This window comes from uncultured Actinomyces sp. (assembly GCA_900541895.1).
In the GTDB taxonomy this organism is placed as follows: domain Bacteria; phylum Actinomycetota; class Actinomycetes; order Actinomycetales; family Actinomycetaceae; genus Pauljensenia.
This window is the reverse complement of record UWSI01000010.1, coordinates 1-16938: the sequence shown is the minus strand read 5'-3', so window position 1 is coordinate 16938 and position 16938 is coordinate 1. Positions and strand designations below refer to the sequence as shown.

Below are 16938 nucleotides of genomic sequence, written 5' to 3'. Positions count from 1 at the left end.
TCAGTTACGCCAAGCGGCAGCGCGTTGTCCGGCTACCCATGCAGCAACCTGAGTGCGTCGTTGAAGCCCCATCTTCGACAGTAGGGACGTGATGTGATTCTTCACCGTCTTTTCTGCAACGCCCAGTTTTGCGCCAATTTCACGGTTCGACAGGCCATCGCCGATCAACTCCAAGACCTTGCGCTCTGAAGGAGTTAGGTCTGCGGTCGGATCATCATGATCTGCACGCCTGCGAGTCAGCGTTCGTTCGTCAAGAAGGATACGTCCCTGTGCGACTGCCTTAATGACATCGGTAATTTCTGCACCGCGAACGGTCTTGAGCACGTAGGCACGTGCACCCTTTGCAAGGGACTCTGCCAAGGCCTCGTCATCATCAAAAGAAGTCAGGACGATCGGGCGAATCTCGGGATTTGTCTGCCCCAAAGATTCCATGATGTCGATGCCTGTTCCATCGGGAAGCTGGAGGTCCACCAAAATCACATCGGGGCTGACCAATTGGGCACGGCGCAAAGCATCTTGAACTGTCCCGGCCTCTGCAACCACTTCAAGGTCATCTGCACGATCGACAATCTCTGCAATCCCGCGACGAACAATCTCATGATCATCAACGATCATGACTCGGATCGGGGTCTGCAAAGGGGTATCGTTTTCAGTCACGTTTTTCTCCTTGTTCATCGACGCGCTTCTCACCGCTGAGGCGGGCAACTGCATCTGCTGCTGCCGCATTTTCTGCGTGTTTCTTTGAAGTACCAACACCTTGGCCAACTTGGGTGTCCCTTGAGGCAACATAGGCGCGAGCGGTAAAGACCCTCTGGTGGTCTGGCCCTTCGCCCACAACCTCGTAAGTCACTGCCCCCATATCGTGGGTGAAGGCAAACTCCGTCAGCGTTGTCTTCCAGTCCTGTTCGGCCGCACGTTCGACTGCGTGAATCAGCAAGAAACCGAGATGACGCAAAATAGTTGCACGCGCGCCTTCAATGCCCACGCTCAGATAGGTTGCGCCGACCAGGGCTTCGAAAGTATCGGACAAGATGGAGTCTTTGTCTCGGCCACCGTGAGTACTTTCCCCACGCCCCAAGTAGATGTACTCCCCTAGGTCAACGTGCCGAGCTGCCTGCGCTAAGGGCTCTTGAGAAACAGTTGCTGCCCGCATCCGCGACAATTCCGATTCGGGGACGTCGCCATGACGGTGATACAGCTCATCGGCAACGACAATCGAAAGGACAGAGTCACCCAGGAACTCAAGGCGTTCATTATGGGCAATTCCACCGGCTTCATTTGCATACGAACGGTGAATGAGCGCAAGTTCCAATAGATCCTGGCGCACAGGAGTTCCCCATGCTTCAAGCAAGGTATCAGTATTGGGACGCGGGGGTACAGGAAGCTTTGAACGACGAGCCATTAGTTCTCATCCCGCGCGGTGAGCTGATCAAGAAGACCCGACAGACCCGCAAGACGCGGATCGATCACCACATGCTCATGATCTTCGGGAAGGTCTTCCCATTTTTCGCCGCATCCTGGGCAAAGCCCCTGACAATCAGGCTTACACAGAGGACGGTCTTCCATCAGCGTCACGATGCCGTCACGCACAATTCCTTCAAGATCGATCGTGTCGCGCGCCGAGATCGTCGGGAAATCCTCTGCTTCCTCATCCTGCTCGTTACGCAAACGCTGCGCAGCCTTCGGCTCGAAGAAAAGTTCATCAACATCGACCGAATAGTGACGCGTCAGTTCATCAAGACAACGCACGCATTCTCCATCGATATCAACATCGGTATGCGCACGAACCAGAACTCCGTCATCAACCGAAGTAATAGTCACATCGATAGGTAATTCGGTTCCTGGAACCACTCGCATAACCGAGGTTCCCAGGTCGTCAGGAACCTGCCAAGTCAGGTGATAGTCGCGCGTTGAACCAGGCGAGCGCGAAAGATCACGAAGAGAAATCTCTAAAGGTTCACTCATTTTCTAAAGTCACGTTCGTAATATCGCGGCCATTGCGTTCAGCAATGGCACGCCGACCGGCATCGGTACGGCGTTGAAGTTCTTGAAGAAGTGCAGATAGTTCTGCAAGTGAGGAGGCAGCGTATTCATCGGCACCGGTACGCATCTGCTTTTCAGCTGCACGAGCTTGCCCAACAATCTCGCGTGCACGCTCCTCAGCCATCTGCTTGATGTTTTCTCCGGATACAAGGCGCTCTGCCTGTGCATTGGCGTCGGCAAGGGTGTTCTCCGCATCCGCCTCAGCCTGTTCACGCACACGCTTCGCATCTTCTTCGGCCTTTTCACGGGTCTTCTGGGCGTGTTCCTCGGCCTCGGCGACCAACTGATCGGCCTTTTCACGGGCTTCGTCGATGGTCGAACGAGCGCGAGCATTAGCCTCAGCAATAGTCGTCTCTGCAGCCGAGTCGGCGCGCACAAGCACTGCGTCCGCGTCGGCAACAACCGCATCTGCAGCCTTGAGGTCATCGGGAAGAGCTTCACGAGCCTGATCGAGAAGATCGAGAACCTCCGCTCGGTTCACCATTACCGAAGCAGAGAGCGGAACTGCGCGCGCAGCCTCAAGAAGGTCTTCAATTCGGTCCAAAGCCGCAATCACAGTCGAGGGACCGTACACGGTCTGATCCTCCCACTGCTGCGAGGATTCCGCGTGCTCATCATGGTTTTCAGCCATTGTCTCCTCCAATTGGGTTCTGCGCGTACACTGCTTCTCTATTTTCTCCCCACACGGCCAAAACTGGGGCCGGAACATACCGAGAGACATCCATTCCCCACGCAAAAAGTTCGCGAACAAGGGATGAGGACACATGTCCCAGTGCGGGATCGGTGGGGATCCACAGTGTTTCCACTCCCCCGATCTCTCGATTTGTCACGGCCTGAGCCATCTCTGACTCCACGTCACCGTTTCCGCGCACCCCTTTGATCACAAGATCCACATCATGTGTGCGACAAAAATCAACCAAAAGCGTGTTCATGGGCAGGACTTCTACCTTCGCCAGGTGAGCAAGCCCCGCGCGGGTGCTTTCCACACGGCATTGGATATCGCTGGCCGAGGCCTTGGCTGAGTTCACTCCAACTGCAACGATCAGGTGGTCGACAAGACGTGACGCCCGAGTAATAAAGTCCAGATGCCCGACGGTGAGTGGATCAAAGCTTCCCGGAATGACGGCTTTCATTCGCTCTCCTCATCGGTTTGTGGAAGTGGGGGCGCAAGAAAAAGAACGCGAGTCTCCCCCCAATCTCGCTGGTCCTCACAGATAAGTCCTTCAGGGAGCTCGATAGCTGTCGAGCGAGTCGATCGCTCAACGACAACCGAGGCATCCGGACTTAAATGTGCGCGCAACGCTGTAAGGATCTCGGTGATAGTTGCGCTCTCACACTCATAGGGAGGATCAATAAAAACTAGGTCGTATTGGCCGCTCAGCCGTCCAGAAACTGCCGCGAGCGCATCCGCACCAATAACTATGCTGCCCGGAGCAACTAAGGCGGCATTCTTTTTCAGAGTTCGCAGCGCACCCTGCGAGGAATCAACCAGGGTTAATTGATCTGCGCCGCGCGAAAGCGCCTCAAAACCCAGAGCTCCACTTCCCGCATACAGATCAAGAACGCGAGCTCCTTCGATAACGTCCAGGTGTTCAAGGCGCGAAAACATTGCCTCACGGACGCGCTCAGACGTTGGGCGTGTCCCCGAAGGCGGCACATGTAGGGTCCGACCTTTCAAAGTGCCGGCAATAATTCGTGTCATGCTTTAAGACTACGTTAGCTGCGTTCCATCCACACCAGCTCTTCGCTGGAAGCGTCATTGAGACTTGCCGCTAATTCCGGATACGAGGCCAAAGAAGGATCTGCCGCGATGAGTTCGCCCGCGCTTTCTCGAGCCTCTTCAATGATCGCACCATCACGGACGACGCTCAGGAAGCACAGTCTCGAAGTTTTTCCTGACTGGGCCGACCCTAATACGTCACCTTCTCGACGCAAGGCAAGATCGGCCTCGGCAAGAACAAAACCATCGGTTGATGAAGCGAAGGCTTCCAAACGTTGCGCCGAAGTATCGCTGATGAACGAAGGATGAACGGCCATGCAGATGCTTTGCCTCGAGGAGCGTCCCACGCGACCACGCAGCTGATGGAGCTGCGAAAGCCCAAATTGCTGTGCATCCAAGATGATCATCATGGTCGCCTCGGGGACATCGACGCCAACTTCAATGACAGTTGTCGCAACAAGAATTGGAGCCTGCCCGCTGGAGAAAGCCTTCATCGTGGCGCTTTTTTCTTCACTGCTATCTCTGCCGGTCACGCTCACTGCTCTCACGCCCGATAGCGAAGGAACCCCAGCGAGCATCTCGATTGTTGCTGTCACCGATGCAAGAGGGGCGGCGCTATCTTCAAGCAACACATCGGGATGATCGTCTTCATCGATCCGCGGACAGACGACATAAACGCGCCCGCCGCCGTCAATTTCTTCGCGTGCCCGTTGCCACATGCGTTCCATCCACACGGCATTTCCCGCATCAACAACGAAAGTTGTCACCGGTTTTCTGCCCGAGGGCAAGCCTTTCATCACCGTGACATCCAAATCTCCAAAAATCGTCATTGCGACGCTTCGAGGGATTGGAGTAGCAGTCATCACCAACTGATGGACAAGCAAGCCGTCATCGCGGCTTTCACGAAGAGCGTCTCGCTGTTGGACGCCAAAACGATGCTGCTCGTCGATCACAACCAAAGCGAGGTCGGCAAAGAGATTGCGCGCGTAGAGCAAGGCATGCGTCCCGATCACGATCACCGGCATTCCCGAGGCCAATAGACGCTCGATTTCACGCCTAGCTGGGGCCGGTGTCGAGGAAGTGAGCAGACGCAGATCCACTGGGAAACCCGCAGATTCAAGGGGCTGAAGCAACGCTCGAATTGAATCTGCATGTTGCCGCGCCAAGACTTCGGTGGGAGCAAGTAGCGCACCTTGATGGCCAGCGGCAATCACCTGTATCAAGGCGGCGCACGCAACCACAGTTTTTCCTGATCCCACATCCCCTTCGAGAAGGCGCTGCATGGGATGCGACGAGGCAATATCAGCACTGATGGCACTGATGGCACTGCGCTGCGACTGCGTCAGAGTAAAGGGAAGTGCATCAAGGAAGGCTTGAAGTTCCAAAGGATTTTCTGGGCAGCTTTGCGCACGCAACGCATTATTTCCCAGTCGACGTTTTGCCAAGAACGCTTGCAAGACAAAAGCTTCTCTCCAGCGCATGCTACGTCTTGCACGTGCAACATCCTGATCCGTACTGCCCTGGTGAAGAAGCCGTAGGGCATTTCCCAGCGCTTCGATGTCGAAACGCGATCGGATCTGCTCAGGAACAGGATCTGGAAGAGCGTCCAGGTCCAAAGAATCCAACACAACGGCGATTGCACGTGCAATCACCCACGAGGTGACACCACCGCGTGTGGAATAAATGGGAATGGGGCGGTTCGAGCGTTTTTCAATATCGGGGGCTGCCTGTTCATCATCAACGCCTTCAAACTCGGGATGCACCAATTGCAAATTCCCTCGATATTCCCCGACTTTTCCAGCAAAAAGAAAACTCTCTCCCGGTTGAAGAAGGCGTTCGTGCACGCTGAGCTTATAGGGACTACTGGCAAAGAAAGTCGCGGTCATTTCCGAGGAGCCATCGGTGAGGCGAACTTCGAATCGAACCCCTGCGCGCGAACGATTAGGGATCAGCCGAGCACTGACTACTTCGGCCAAAATAGTGACATCTTCTCCCGGACGCAGGACATGCATGGGTGTGAGGGCGCCCCAATGGTAGTAGCGACGAGGTGCATCATAGAGCAGGTCGCCAATAGTGAGGATGCCCGCTTTTTCGAGCTTCTTTGCCAGTTTGGCAGGAAGTCGAAGGCTCAGAGGGGTATCAAGTGGATTCACGCGAGCGCCTGCAGAAGAGAACTGGTTTGAGGAGCGGCATCAATGACTTCAAGATCCACGCTGGTTGATTCAGGGGTGAGACTGTCGAGAAGCTGACGCAGAACCGCGATCAAGGTTGCCGCATCTTCATTTCCAGCAAGTAACACCCAGCGTGTCGGCGCGTAGGATGCGAGATCTTGAAGGGCACGAGAAACGTCCTCAACCTGCCACTCTGCATCAATCTCCGTCGTGTGTTGAGCAAGAAGCGAGCTGTGGGCGTTTTCTTTGATAAGCGCACGGAGTTTAGTGGCAACAGTGCGTCCCCCGGGTTGAGGCACAAAGAGTGGCGCACAGGTCCGGCTGATTGCCAGTGCTTCTAATTCATTCGTTGAGGGCGCAACGGAAATATCGAGCTCTTCCTCCCCCATTCGCACATAAGAGGCACTAATCCTTTTAGCAAGGGCAAGGCACTCCCTATCACTGGGAACAATGAGTTCCACCCGAGTCGACGCACAGCGCGCAGGAAAAACAAGAGCCTCGAGATCTTCAAGCTGAGGATCAAGGAAAACTTGGGCACCGCTGAGGGCAAGATCTTCAACCATTCCCGCAACCCGCGTGCAGACAACGACTGCGGCACGTTCCACCCTGCGAATGGGCTGGCGTTCCAAGAGCCTGATACCTCGGTGTGTCACTCCATCAGCAAGGGTATCGATTCCGATTGTTTCATCGGGGCGTGCATCAGCGACGTGGAAGCGGAGTGTCCGGCCGCGTTTGGGATGGACAGATAAAGGAGCGGCAGTATCGATGTGGAAGCGCCACTCGCCCAATCCAAAAAGATCGGCATGCCCGGCCCAAGAATAACGCGCTCCCAGGGCGTCAAGCTGGCGACGCTGAGCTTCGACATCATCAAGGGTTCCTTGAAGAATGACATCGACTGTGAATGCGCGATCAGGCGTCGGCGCATGTGGACGGACCCGATTGCTTCCATGCCCCGCTAATTCCGCGAGCATTGCAGCAAGAGATTCAAGCATCCCCAGATCATCGCGGCAGGCAGCATCGAGAGCGCTGAACATAAGCGCAACGACCGCTGCACCGGCGTCGATGGCGGCAGTGGAAGATCCCGTGGCCTCGACGAGGCCGAATTGCGCGGCAGCGCAGAATGCGGAGAGTTCTTGGGGAACCTCGGGGAGCGTATCGCCAAGTCCTTCAAGTTCTGAACAAGCCTCGCGCAGCATTGCATCCGTGGCACTCCCCTGGGCATGCGCAGCCTTCAGAGCGGAAGGGGTCGCCAAGAGCATGCGGCGAAGGACAACCGGACTGATGGAGGCATCATCAAGCGCTGAATGCCAAGAGGAAAAAATCGACACGAGAAGCACGCCGCAGTGTCCCAGCGCTCCGCGGATTCCCGACTGAATCGCACAATCAAGGCCAACAGAAAGCGGATCACTGTCGGAAAGCTGCGCACACCCGTGAGCGAGAGTTTGAAAGGTGACACGCGCGTTTGTTCCGGTATCACAGTCCCCCCCACCTACTCCGTCGAGGTCATCGATAAAAGGGGCGAGCTTTGTCATTTCATCAGCCGCTATCTGGAAGCTACGCGCCAAAACTCCAGAATCTAGTGCCACAAGTTGTCCTTATAACGATGTCTTAACCTGACGGTGCTGCGATGTGGGATACCTTCAACATTGTTCCGCCTTCAGGCACATGTGTGCCACCTGACACGCATATTTCCCTCTGTGGACTTGGTTATTTGGGACGAAATCAGTTAAGGTGTCATAGTTGCCTGCGGTGAGCTGTCACCAATGGCCTCTTGATCGTCATGATCAAGACAACCAATCGTGTAAGAAAAAACCGAGGAGAACATCGTGGCTGCCGTTTGTGACGTGTGCGGTAAGGGACCCGGCTTCGGCAAGAGCGTGTCGCACTCGCACGTTCGTACCAACCGCCGGTGGAATCCGAACATTCAGCGCGTTCGCGCCCTGGTCGATGGGACGCCCAAGCGCCTGAACGTGTGCACCAAGTGCCTGAAGTCTGATCGAGTCGTTCGCGCTGCCTGATTCAGACATAGATAGGCCGAGCTCGCTTTGCGAGTTCGGCCTTTTCTTTTACCCTTAAGCGCCTTTAGTCCCATGCGACATAGAAGCAACCAAGGCAACAAAACTAAGAAAACCACAGGTGGGAAGACCCTTACTCCCCTAGCATCCTCCTCATCCAGACTTTTCTCAGTAATTACCCACCTATTTGGTTGACTCATTATCTGCATCCGACAGAACATTTTATTTTTCCACACGTTATCCTGAATTTGCTCATATCCAATTTGCGAAATCTCGCACCTCGATTGGGGAGACCATTGCAGAATAAGGTTCAACTCATCGCCTATGCCGATCGTTTCGGTGGCAGCACTATTTCCGCCTTGACCACCACGCTCCGCCAGCATTTTTCAGGAGTCTACGAAGGCGTTCACATCCTCCCCTTCTTCACGCCCTTCGATGGTGCAGATGCAGGTTTTGACCCAGTTGACCACACAAAGGTTGATCCGCGTCTTGGTTCTTGGGATGACGTAGCCGAGCTCTCAAGGACCCACGAAATCATGGTTGACACCATCGTCAATCACGTTTCATGGGAATCTGAGCAGTTCCAAGATGTCATGAAGAATGGTGAAGACAGCCCCTTCGCCCCGATGTTCCTGACCTTGTCCAGTGTCTTCCCCGAAGGTGTAACCGAAGAAGAACTCGCTGGCATCTATCGTCCTCGCCCAGGCCTTCCGCTCACCCACTATTCTTGGGGCGATAAGACGCGTCTGGTCTGGACGACCTTCACCCCACAGCAGGTTGATATCGACACCGATTCGAAGCAGGGTTGGGATTACCTGATGTCGATCCTTGACCAGCTGGGAGCAAGCCATGTTTCGTCAATCCGCCTTGATGCCGTCGGGTATGGTGCTAAGGAAGCACGCACGTCCTGCTTCATGATCCCTAAGACCTTCCGCTTGATTGAGCGCATTAAAGAAGAGGGCGCAAAGCGTGGTCTAGAAACTCTAATCGAGGTGCACTCCTACTACAAGAAGCAGATCGACATCGCCAGTAAGGTCGACCGCGTCTATGACTTCGCACTTCCTCCTCTCTTGCTCCACTCAATTTTCTCAGGCAGCGTCGATGCTCTTGAGCACTGGATCAACGTACGACCCAACAATGCTGTGACCGTACTGGACACCCACGATGGAATCGGCGTCATCGACATCGGTTCGGACCAGCTGGACCGTTCACTCAAGGGTTTGGTTCCAGATCCCGACGTCGACCGCCTCGTCGAAACAATCCACGCAAACACCCACGGGGAATCGCGCGAAGCTACCGGTGCCGCGGCCTCGAACCTGGATCTCTACCAGGTCAACTCCACGTACTACTCCGCATTGGGATGCAACGACCAGCACTACCTCGCCACGCGAGCAGTTCAGTTCTTCCTACCCGGGATCCCCCAGGTCTACTACGTGGGCGCTCTCGCGGGTGCAAATGACATGGAACTGCTTAAGCGCACCAACGTTGGTCGTGACATCAACCGTCACTACTACACGGCACAAGAGGTCGAAGATAACCTTCGACGTCCCATTGTTCAGGCCCTCAATGCACTGTGCGCATTCCGCAATACTCTTCCGGCTTTTGACGGCGAGTTTTCTTACCAGAGAGATGGCGACGTACTCGCGCTCACTTGGGAAGCTCAGGATGCCAGCGCACAGTTGACTTTCAATCCCGCTACCCCCTCTGAGACCGGGTCTATTGCTTCCCTGACGTGGACCGACTGCGAAGGCCAGCACCGCACTGACGATCTGCTTGCCCAGCCACCAGTTGCCCACATCTGACTAGCCATAAGGAGCCAAGATGAACAAGGTTTCTAGACCGCCAAGAGAAAAGCGGATCAACCTCATCCGCCTCAGTGTCGGTTTCACCGTCAGCGCGGTCGCCTGTGCAATCCCCTGGGTCGCTTTGACCTCCGTCATTTTGCCGGCAGTGCTCGAAGATATTAACGCGGCCGGAAAAGAATCAATGCTGGGCACTATCAACGCGGTTGGTTCGGTAGTCGCGCTTCTTGCAAACGTTATTTTCGGAACTTTCTCCGACTTGACACGTTCTCGTTTCGGTAAGCGCACTCCATGGATCATCATCGGTGGGCTGATTGCTGGTGGTGCGATGGCACTGCTTGCACTGAACCAACATTCATTCCCCATGATCCTCCTGCTGTGGTGCACGGCCCAGCTGGGATACAACGTTATGCTTGCGCCCTTTGTGGCAACAATGTCTGACCGCATTCCCGACGAGGTCCGCGGAACGATTTCGGGCTTCTATGGGGCCGGAATCGCGGCAGGTCAAACCATCGGCAATCTGGTTGGAGCCCGCCTTCTCAAGGCAGACAATGGGCTGACTCACGGCTGGCTCCTAGGCGCGGCAGTCTTTGCCGCCATCGGTATTGTCACCGTGATCATCTGGCCACGTGAAGGGGACAATCGGGGTGAATCTGATGAGAGCTTCTCAGCAAAGCGCATCCTTGAATCCTTCCGCCCTCCGAAGAATGCACCTGATTTCTACTACGCACTTGTTGGTCGTACTTTGATGATGGGCGGCTACTGGATGATCAACACCTACCTGCTCTACATCGCTCAGGACTACATCTTCGCAGGTAATGCCAATGCAACCACGCTAGCAGCGGAGCTCATCGCCTCGATGGCAGTGATTACTCTGGCTGTCTCACTGGTCGCAGCACTGGGCGCTGGGCCGATCACCGATTTCATCGGTCGCCGCAAGCTCCCGGTTGCCCTGGCCAGCGTCATGTTTGCGATTGGCTCCGCAATGCCGCTGATCTTCCATTCTGCGCTGGGTATGTACCTCTTTGCGGGAATCGCCGGCCTTGGGTACGGCGTGTACAACGCGATCGATCAGGCGCTCAACGTTTCGGTCCTTCCCAACCCCGACGAGGCCGGCAAAGACCTGGGAATCTTGAACCTCGCGAACACACTATCGATGGTTGTTGGTTCTTTGATGACCTCTGCGATCGTTGTGATTGTCAAGAACATGACCCATACATCGACAACGCCGACCTCGGCATACACGGTCGTTTTCATCGTCGCGATCATCGTTGTTTTGATCGCCGCATGGCTCATCATGCGAATCAAGAAGGTTAAGTAAGCCTCAAACACAATTGCCCGGTGCATCAGTTGTCTATTAAGCAACCGATGCGCCGGGCTTTTTATCGAGGCAGCTATACCTTGAAGAGCTCCTATTCCCCCACGCGTGCGTTCTGCGAGGCAAAGAGGCACATAGCAGCGGCGCTTGCAACGTTGAGGGACTCTGCCTGGCCGCTCATCGGAATCATTACCAGAGCATCACATGCGGCCATTTCTTCATCGCTCATTCCCTGAGCTTCATTTCCAAAGACCCACGCATGTGATTGGACAAGCCAACCGCACCCTTCAAGAGCTGCCTGAGACATCAGCTGACTCAAACTGTAGGCGCCTTGCGCACCAGAAGTCCCCAGGATTACGCAACGCTGATCGTGAAGGCATTGACAGGCCTCGTCAAAGGAGGAAAGGGGAACGATAGGAAGGTGGAAAACTGAGCCTGCGGAGGAGCGAATAACCTTGGGGTTCGAGGCGTCAACGCTCCCCTTCACGGCGATGATTGCACGCGCGCCCATCGATCGCATCGCAGGCAAAGTGATCCCAGCCCCCGGTCAATTTCTGGCCGTTCATTAGTGCGGCGGGACTTTCCCCACCCCGACAGGCGCGGACACGCCCAATGGGACGGAAAGCTTCCGGAAGAGGCGCCTCGTGCGGGAAAGCAGCCAGCAGAGAGTGGTCTTCTCCCCCACCGACCACCCAGGAACGCGCATAGCCTTCCTCTGCGCCGCTGTCCTCCGGATTCACGAGGCGCACTACGGGAAGTAGAGCGTCCACGTCCTCCTTGAGAAGTGCGGGATCCACTTCAATGACAATTCCCGAGGCTTTGGCCATTCGTCGAGCGTCCACCGCCAGCCCATCGGAAACGTCCATCATGGCGTGCACCCCCGCCAAGGCTGCGTGCACCCCCGCCTCCAGCGGAGGGACAGGGGCACGGAAAACGGAAACCGCCTCGCGAATCGATGAGGGAAGCTCAGCGCTCGGGGTGCAGGGGGGAACCTTCCCCGAGGAGAGGGCGGCTAAACCGGCCGCGGAACGTCCCAGGGTTCCCGCAACGGCCAGTACGTCACCGGGTTGCGCACCGCTGCGTACCACGACGCCGTGGGGGCACCAGCCCATTGCCGTCACAGCAATCACCAGCTGATCTCCCGAAGATAGGTCGCCGCCGACGACGCCGGCACCGGCTTCTCGTGCGCGATCGCCGCAGCCTTCCACCAGGTCGTTCAGCCAGTCCACCTCGGTATCTGCAGGCAACACCAGGGAGACGACCAGAGCGGAGGCACGTCCCCCCATGGCCGCAATATCCGCGAGATTTTGGGCGGCAGCGCGCGCACCGATCTCATAGGCGCTCGACCAGTCGACTCGGAAGTGGCGTCCCTCGACGAGAACGTCCGTGGTCACAATGAAGTGCCCTTCCGGTGTCACAATCTGCGCGCAGTCATCTCCCGATCCGATAAGAGTGCGTTCCCCTGACGGAAGGAGTTCACGGAAGGTGGTAATGAGCTGGTTTTCATTGGTGTCTGCAACTCGCACACCCCCATCCTATCTGAGCCAGCCCCACAGAAAAATAATGACTATCCAGAATGAGGGAAGCTTTCTTCACTCTGAGCAGCGAGAACAGAAGACAGGCAAATATGGATTCTTTAGACAAGAACCACCAGAAGACCCCACATATACAGCGCAGGGGGCGCGAGCTGCACTGAACTCAGCGATCACGACGCCTACAGCAGCTGGTCGCGACTCCACTGAGAGGCAAAAAGACAGATCGATGCAGCCGACGCCACATTGAGGGATTCGGCATGGCCGCTCATCGGGATACGAACCAGGAGGTCGCAGGCAGCAAGCTCCTCCTGCGACAGTCCCTGAGCTTCATTGCCCAGAACCCAGGAGTGCGGTCCCCGCAGCGCAGTATGAGCGGCAGATCGAGGTGTCATAAGGTCGTTCAAATCCACAGAACCATACCCGCCGGATGTTCCCAGCGCAACGTGCCCCTCACAGCGCAGTGCGGCAATCGCCTCGTGCACCGACGGGGCGGAGAGGACAGGGATGTGGAAAAGGGAGCCGGCGGAGGAACGAATGACTTTGGGACTTGTCACGTCAACGGTTCCCGCGACGGCCACAACCGCCTGAGCACCCATCGCATCGGCCGTGCGGATGATCGTCCCCACGTTCCCGGGGTCACGCCCCTGGGCGAGGATAACCGTGGTCGCGGGCCACTGCCCCGCCTGCGGATCCCACGAGGTGTGGATCGCCTCGGCGTCGGCAACTGCGAGGATCCCCTGAGCATCTCCACTCATTGCGGAGGCGACCTCCGGCGTCACCGTATGCACCCAGCGCGTTGCTTTCCGAGCATCGGTAACAACATCCGGATGCAGGAGCGCAGCCGCCTCGGTCAGGTACACATCGCGCACGCTACCTGCGCGATGGCGAACCAGCTCGCGCACCGCCTGCGGCCCTTCAACCAGGATCAGAGCGGCGCGTGAGCGCGCCGAACGCCCGGCCAATGCCGCGACTTTCTTCACGCGATCAGCGCGAGGATTATCGAGGATGGACGGGCGTTCGGAAAAGCTGCTCACTGAATGCTCAGGCCTTGGGCGCGTTCACGTCGGCGGGCAGAGCCTTCTTCGCAACCTCAACAAGAGCGTTGAAGGTGGCGATATCGTTGACGGCCAGCTCGGCGAGCATGCGGCGATCGACCTCAACACCGGCCAGGTTCAGGCCCTGGATGAAACGGTTGTAAGTCATGCCCTGTGCGCGGGAAGCAGCGTTGATGCGCTGGATCCACAGGCGACGGAAATCGCCCTTCTTCGCCTTGCGATCACGGTAGGAGTACACGAATGAGTGCGTGACCTGTTCCTTGGCCTTGCGGTACATGCGCGAACGCTGGCCACGGTAGCCGGATGCCTGCTCGAGTACGGTGCGACGCTTCTTCTTGGCGTTAACAGAACGCTTAACACGTGCCATTTTCTAAATCTCCTTGTCGAAGGTGCCGGTCACTTGCCCAGCAGGGTACGGACGCGCTTGACGTCGGCGGTGGCCAGAACCTGATCCGAGGCCAGACGACGGGTCTTGCGGGAGGACTTGTGCTCGAGGAGGTGGCGTGCACCAGCCTGCTCGCGCATGATCTTGCCCTTTCCAGTGAGGCGGAAACGCTTCTTGGAACCGGAATGCGTCTTATTCTTCGGCATTATTTTGATCCTTCTTCTTCCGGACGGGGTTTAACCCCAACCTTCACTTCTTCTGTGCATCTGCCTCTTGCGAGGCCACACGAGCTTGGTCCTTACTGGCGCGTTCTGCGCGCTTACCGCGACGTTCTTCACGTTCAGCTTCGCGACGCTTGCGCTGCTCGTTGACCGCATCGGACTTGCGCTTCGTGGGCGCAAGAACCATGGTCATATTGCGGCCATCTTGGCGAGGCATCGATTCGACAGTGGCGAGTTCTCCAACTTCCTCAGCAAGACGCTGCAGGAGTCGGACGCCCGCTTCAGGTCGTGACTGTTCACGACCGCGGAACATAATCATGACCTTGACTTTGTCACCGGCGGAAAGGAAACGTTCAACGTGTCCCTTCTTCACCGAGAAGTCGTGGTCATCAATCTTCAGGCGGAAGCGAATCTCCTTGAGCTGCGTGTTCGCCTGATTACGGCGAGCATCGCGAGCCTTCTGGGCCGCTTCATACTTGTATTTTCCGTAGTCCATGAGTTTTGCAACCGGCGGCTTAGCGTCGGGTGCAACCTCAACCAGGTCGAGGCCCGCTTCTTCGGCAAGACGCAGTGCGTCTTCCACGCGGACAACACCAACCTGTTCTCCTCCGGGTCCCACGAGACGTACCTCGGGAACTCGAATCCGCTCATTGATGCGAGGCTCGCTAATGAGTGGCTCCTTCCACAGTCGTATCCGTGACACGAAAAAGGCCTTCGTGCCACTGTGCGCACGAAGGCTTATCCCGGCAACAACATCCGTCCGGCTGCTACCGTTTAACCCGATCCCCTGGCTCTACGTGGGCAACCCGAAAACTCGGGCGGGAATCAAGGTGGGAGAAACTCCGCTTGCACGATCGGGGCGAAATCCCCGATTGGTCGCTAATATCTTAGCAAATTCATGCGCCAAGGGCGATATTCGATTGATGGCAATGCGATGGAATGACTCACATCCCCACCCATCGAGGAACCCATTGAATCTGGTCTGTAACGGCGCGCAGCCGAGGAAAAGCACTGAGCCCTTCAATGACGCCCTGGACTTTTTCTCGCAGCTCAGAGCGCGTAAGGTCACCCTCATTCCTACGCACCTTCGACGCATCAATTTCAAGAATGATGCGACAGAGTTCCTGGCCGGCATATTCCACGTGGAGATCGCTCACTGGCGAGAATTCCTGGCTTGCCTGCCCAAGTAGCAGATTCTTGAGGTCCCGATCTTTCCACGCAGGAAGCCAATGATCTCCCTGGGCCAGAGCCACGGTTGCACTTCGAGGGACCACAATATCTGCGCTGTGGGGGTCAAAGACAACGCGCCCTGCGCTTTCAACCAAAGCAACCAGTGCAACTCGCTTGAAAGGAAGCCCCATGGGACGCGAGCTCGGATCAAAAACCGAGAGTGATGCAGAAGAGCTAAACGCAGCAATTGCTGGACCGGCGGAGGTTTCAATCACGAGAAACCCAGCCGGATCGTGCCCCAACTCCCCCGCATGGACTCCAGTTACTCGAGGATCCTCTTCAACACGGATTGGGACAATTACACGCTCATCCTCAAGGGCATAGACCAGCTCTTCGAGTTGTTGCGCACTATCCTTAGGGCGCTCAAGTGCATGCTGAGTTTTACTCAGTACCTGTCCGTGATCATCTCGGTTGTGCGTAGCCATCGAAAGACGCTGCGCCAAACGGTTCTTCTGTTCTTCGCCAATTACCTCAGCCATCAGCGCTTCCTCAACCACGAGAAGGGACCGCGGCGGCCTCCCTTTCCATCCGCTTGAATGGAATCGGGATAGTCGGAGGGAAGAGTTCGGCCAAGCAATAGATCCTCGGTCGCCTGAGGCATTGCCCCCAACAGCAGCCCTGCAGGAATATCATCCTCGCTACTTCCATTGACGTAGCGCTGCGCAGTGATCTGACCTGACACACCGGGCTCCACGCCATCGCCCTCAACCAGCCAGGACATAATCGCAACGGCACCATACTTCGACAGTCGCGAAATCACCGAGGCAATCCGATCAACTTCCGGCGGCATTGGACGACGCCCTGTCAGAAGCACATTGAGTTCTTCTTCTTGGGTTGTCTGGGTCTGCACTCGCAACCACACCCCAGTCCAAGGCTTCAACCGCACCACGGCCTCGTGAATACCGGAAAGAGCGAGCAGAGAATGGAGGGCTTCGGCGGAAGGGATGGGAGCGAGTACTAGGGCAACGGAAAGCTTGCCACCCTCAAGGTGAAGCGACTCATCAACGGGGGTATCCAGCGCATCTCGTGTCGACGACGCATCCTCCCCCGCGTCTTGTGGCAGATCCCCCTCAAGATCGGACTCCATGTCTGCGACTAGATCACGAAACTGCGCATCCAGATCCCGATTGTTGTCTTCAGACACAAGGGCCTCCACTTCGTGTTGGGTAACAGCGTTTATCGTATCGCGACATAGAGGCGTGTGATAATACAAAGCGAAAAACACGCCCTCAAGCACAGGAGCGCACATGCCTTCCATCCCCACTATCGAGGTCCGCGGCTCAATCCGACTAGGCCAATTCCTCAAGCGCGCTGGTCTGGTTGAGGACGGTGCAGAAGCACGCGACTTGATCCAAAGCGGTGACGTGAGTGTCAACGGCGAAGTTGAAACCCGCCGCGGGCACGCCCTAGAAGATGGCGAGCTCGTCGAGCTTCGTACGCCAC

At 56.5% G+C, this 16938-nt stretch carries 20 protein-coding genes; 4 read left to right on the top strand and 16 right to left on the bottom strand.

All coding sequences use genetic code 11. The annotated features are described in order from the left end of the window. From QZR18_RS04065 to QZR18_RS04030, 8 genes are read right to left on the bottom strand one after another with little or no spacing between them, the layout of a single operon-like run. Entirely contained in the window at window positions 1-615 is a 615-nt protein-coding gene (locus QZR18_RS04065) for a response regulator transcription factor (protein WP_034234131.1), read from the bottom strand. Between the two features lie 34 nt (window positions 616-649). Beyond that, window positions 650-1402: a ribonuclease III gene (gene rnc, locus QZR18_RS04060; protein WP_178707006.1), complete on the bottom strand. Its 753-nt coding sequence runs from the start codon at window positions 1400-1402 to the stop codon at window positions 650-652. Then, window positions 1402-1965 (bottom strand): DUF177 domain-containing protein, encoded by a 564-nt coding sequence (locus tag QZR18_RS04055; RefSeq protein WP_178707009.1) that lies wholly within the window; start codon window positions 1963-1965, stop codon window positions 1402-1404. The genes rnc and QZR18_RS04055 overlap by 1 nt, the downstream gene beginning before the upstream one ends. Continuing rightward, window positions 1958-2674 (bottom strand): hypothetical protein, encoded by a 717-nt coding sequence (locus QZR18_RS04050; RefSeq protein WP_178707012.1) that lies wholly within the window; start codon window positions 2672-2674, stop codon window positions 1958-1960. Before QZR18_RS04050 ends, QZR18_RS04055 begins: the two co-directional genes overlap by 8 nt. After that, window positions 2667-3176, bottom strand: a complete 510-nt coding sequence (gene coaD / locus QZR18_RS04045; RefSeq protein ID WP_178707015.1) for a pantetheine-phosphate adenylyltransferase — start codon at window positions 3174-3176, stop codon at window positions 2667-2669. The genes QZR18_RS04050 and coaD overlap by 8 nt, the downstream gene beginning before the upstream one ends. After that, window positions 3173-3745, bottom strand: coding sequence for a 16S rRNA (guanine(966)-N(2))-methyltransferase RsmD (gene rsmD / locus QZR18_RS04040; protein WP_178707017.1), 573 nt, complete (start codon window positions 3743-3745; stop codon window positions 3173-3175). The genes coaD and rsmD overlap by 4 nt, the downstream gene beginning before the upstream one ends. A gap of 14 nt (window positions 3746-3759) precedes the next feature. Next, window positions 3760-5916, bottom strand: coding sequence for an ATP-dependent DNA helicase RecG (locus QZR18_RS04035; protein ID WP_178707020.1), 2157 nt, complete (start codon window positions 5914-5916; stop codon window positions 3760-3762). Continuing rightward, a complete protein-coding gene (locus QZR18_RS04030) occupies window positions 5913-7520 on the bottom strand; it encodes a hypothetical protein (RefSeq protein WP_178707022.1) in 1608 nt (535 codons plus the stop codon). The genes QZR18_RS04035 and QZR18_RS04030 overlap by 4 nt, the downstream gene beginning before the upstream one ends. A gap of 240 nt (window positions 7521-7760) precedes the next feature. Here QZR18_RS04030 and rpmB point away from each other — a divergent pair, with 240 nt between their 5' ends. The 3 genes from rpmB (at window position 7761) to QZR18_RS04015 (ending at window position 11072) form a co-directional block, all read left to right on the top strand. After that, window positions 7761-7952, top strand: coding sequence for a 50S ribosomal protein L28 (gene rpmB / locus QZR18_RS04025; protein WP_019127135.1), 192 nt, complete (start codon window positions 7761-7763; stop codon window positions 7950-7952). Window positions 7953-8245: 293 nt separating this feature from the next. Further along, window positions 8246-9751, top strand: coding sequence for a sucrose phosphorylase (gene gtfA / locus QZR18_RS04020; protein WP_178707024.1), 1506 nt, complete (start codon window positions 8246-8248; stop codon window positions 9749-9751). 19 nt (window positions 9752-9770) lie between these two features. Continuing rightward, entirely contained in the window at window positions 9771-11072 is a 1302-nt protein-coding gene (locus tag QZR18_RS04015) for an MFS transporter (protein WP_178707026.1), read from the top strand. Between the two features lie 91 nt (window positions 11073-11163). Here QZR18_RS04015 and QZR18_RS04010 read toward each other — a convergent pair whose 3' ends face one another. The 8 genes from QZR18_RS04010 to QZR18_RS03975 form a co-directional block, all read right to left on the bottom strand. Continuing rightward, on the bottom strand, window positions 11164-11580 hold the full coding sequence (locus QZR18_RS04010) for an RNA methyltransferase (protein ID WP_295910403.1): 417 nt from the start codon (window positions 11578-11580) through the stop codon (window positions 11164-11166). Next, window positions 11540-12595, bottom strand: a complete 1056-nt coding sequence (thiL, locus tag QZR18_RS04005; protein ID WP_178707028.1) for a thiamine-phosphate kinase — start codon at window positions 12593-12595, stop codon at window positions 11540-11542. The genes QZR18_RS04010 and thiL overlap by 41 nt, the downstream gene beginning before the upstream one ends. 188 nt (window positions 12596-12783) lie before the next feature. Next, a complete protein-coding gene (locus tag QZR18_RS04000) occupies window positions 12784-13638 on the bottom strand; it encodes an RNA methyltransferase (RefSeq protein ID WP_178707030.1) in 855 nt (284 codons plus the stop codon). 7 nt (window positions 13639-13645) lie between these two features. After that, on the bottom strand, window positions 13646-14026 hold the full coding sequence (rplT, locus tag QZR18_RS03995; RefSeq protein WP_009747984.1) for a 50S ribosomal protein L20: 381 nt from the start codon (window positions 14024-14026) through the stop codon (window positions 13646-13648). Between the two features lie 29 nt (window positions 14027-14055). Then, a complete protein-coding gene (gene rpmI / locus QZR18_RS03990; protein ID WP_009747983.1) occupies window positions 14056-14250 on the bottom strand; it encodes a 50S ribosomal protein L35 in 195 nt (64 codons plus the stop codon). Between the two features lie 43 nt (window positions 14251-14293). Next, window positions 14294-14968, bottom strand: a complete 675-nt coding sequence (gene infC, locus QZR18_RS03985) for a translation initiation factor IF-3 (protein WP_009747982.1) — start codon at window positions 14966-14968, stop codon at window positions 14294-14296. Between the two features lie 241 nt (window positions 14969-15209). Further along, window positions 15210-15974, bottom strand: a complete 765-nt coding sequence (locus QZR18_RS03980) for an SseB family protein (protein WP_178707032.1) — start codon at window positions 15972-15974, stop codon at window positions 15210-15212. Next, window positions 15974-16582 (bottom strand): hypothetical protein, encoded by a 609-nt coding sequence (locus QZR18_RS03975; RefSeq protein WP_178707098.1) that lies wholly within the window; start codon window positions 16580-16582, stop codon window positions 15974-15976. The genes QZR18_RS03980 and QZR18_RS03975 overlap by 1 nt, the downstream gene beginning before the upstream one ends. 160 nt (window positions 16583-16742) lie before the next feature. Between QZR18_RS03975 and QZR18_RS03970 the strand changes: the two genes are divergently transcribed. Continuing rightward, a partial coding sequence (locus QZR18_RS03970) for an RNA-binding S4 domain-containing protein (RefSeq protein ID WP_295910399.1) occupies window positions 16743-16938 on the top strand: 196 nt, incomplete at its 3' end.

Bases quoted from the DNA above. Each gene is read 5' to 3' on its own strand.
- QZR18_RS04065 (WP_034234131.1), bottom strand. From the start codon at position 615: ATGATCGTTGATGATCATGAGATTGTTCGTCGCGGGATTGCAGAGATT.
- rnc (WP_178707006.1), bottom strand. From the start codon at position 1,402: ATGGCTCGTCGTTCAAAGCTTCCTGTACCCCCGCGTCCCAATACTGAT.
- QZR18_RS04055 (WP_178707009.1), bottom strand. From the start codon at position 1,965: ATGAGTGAACCTTTAGAGATTTCTCTTCGTGATCTTTCGCGCTCGCCT.
- QZR18_RS04050 (WP_178707012.1), bottom strand. From the start codon at position 2,674: ATGGCTGAAAACCATGATGAGCACGCGGAATCCTCGCAGCAGTGGGAG.
- coaD (WP_178707015.1), bottom strand. From the start codon at position 3,176: ATGAAAGCCGTCATTCCGGGAAGCTTTGATCCACTCACCGTCGGGCAT.
- rsmD (WP_178707017.1), bottom strand. From the start codon at position 3,745: ATGACACGAATTATTGCCGGCACTTTGAAAGGTCGGACCCTACATGTG.
- QZR18_RS04015 (WP_178707026.1), top strand. From the start codon at position 9,771: ATGAACAAGGTTTCTAGACCGCCAAGAGAAAAGCGGATCAACCTCATC.
- QZR18_RS04010 (WP_295910403.1), bottom strand. From the start codon at position 11,580: ATGGGCGCGCGTGCAATCATCGCCGTGAAGGGGAGCGTTGACGCCTCG.
- rplT (WP_009747984.1), bottom strand. From the start codon at position 14,026: ATGGCACGTGTTAAGCGTTCTGTTAACGCCAAGAAGAAGCGTCGCACC.
- rpmI (WP_009747983.1), bottom strand. From the start codon at position 14,250: ATGCCGAAGAATAAGACGCATTCCGGTTCCAAGAAGCGTTTCCGCCTC.
- QZR18_RS03980 (WP_178707032.1), bottom strand. From the start codon at position 15,974: ATGGCTGAGGTAATTGGCGAAGAACAGAAGAACCGTTTGGCGCAGCGT.
- QZR18_RS03975 (WP_178707098.1), bottom strand. From the start codon at position 16,582: ATGGAGTCCGATCTTGAGGGGGATCTGCCACAAGACGCGGGGGAGGAT.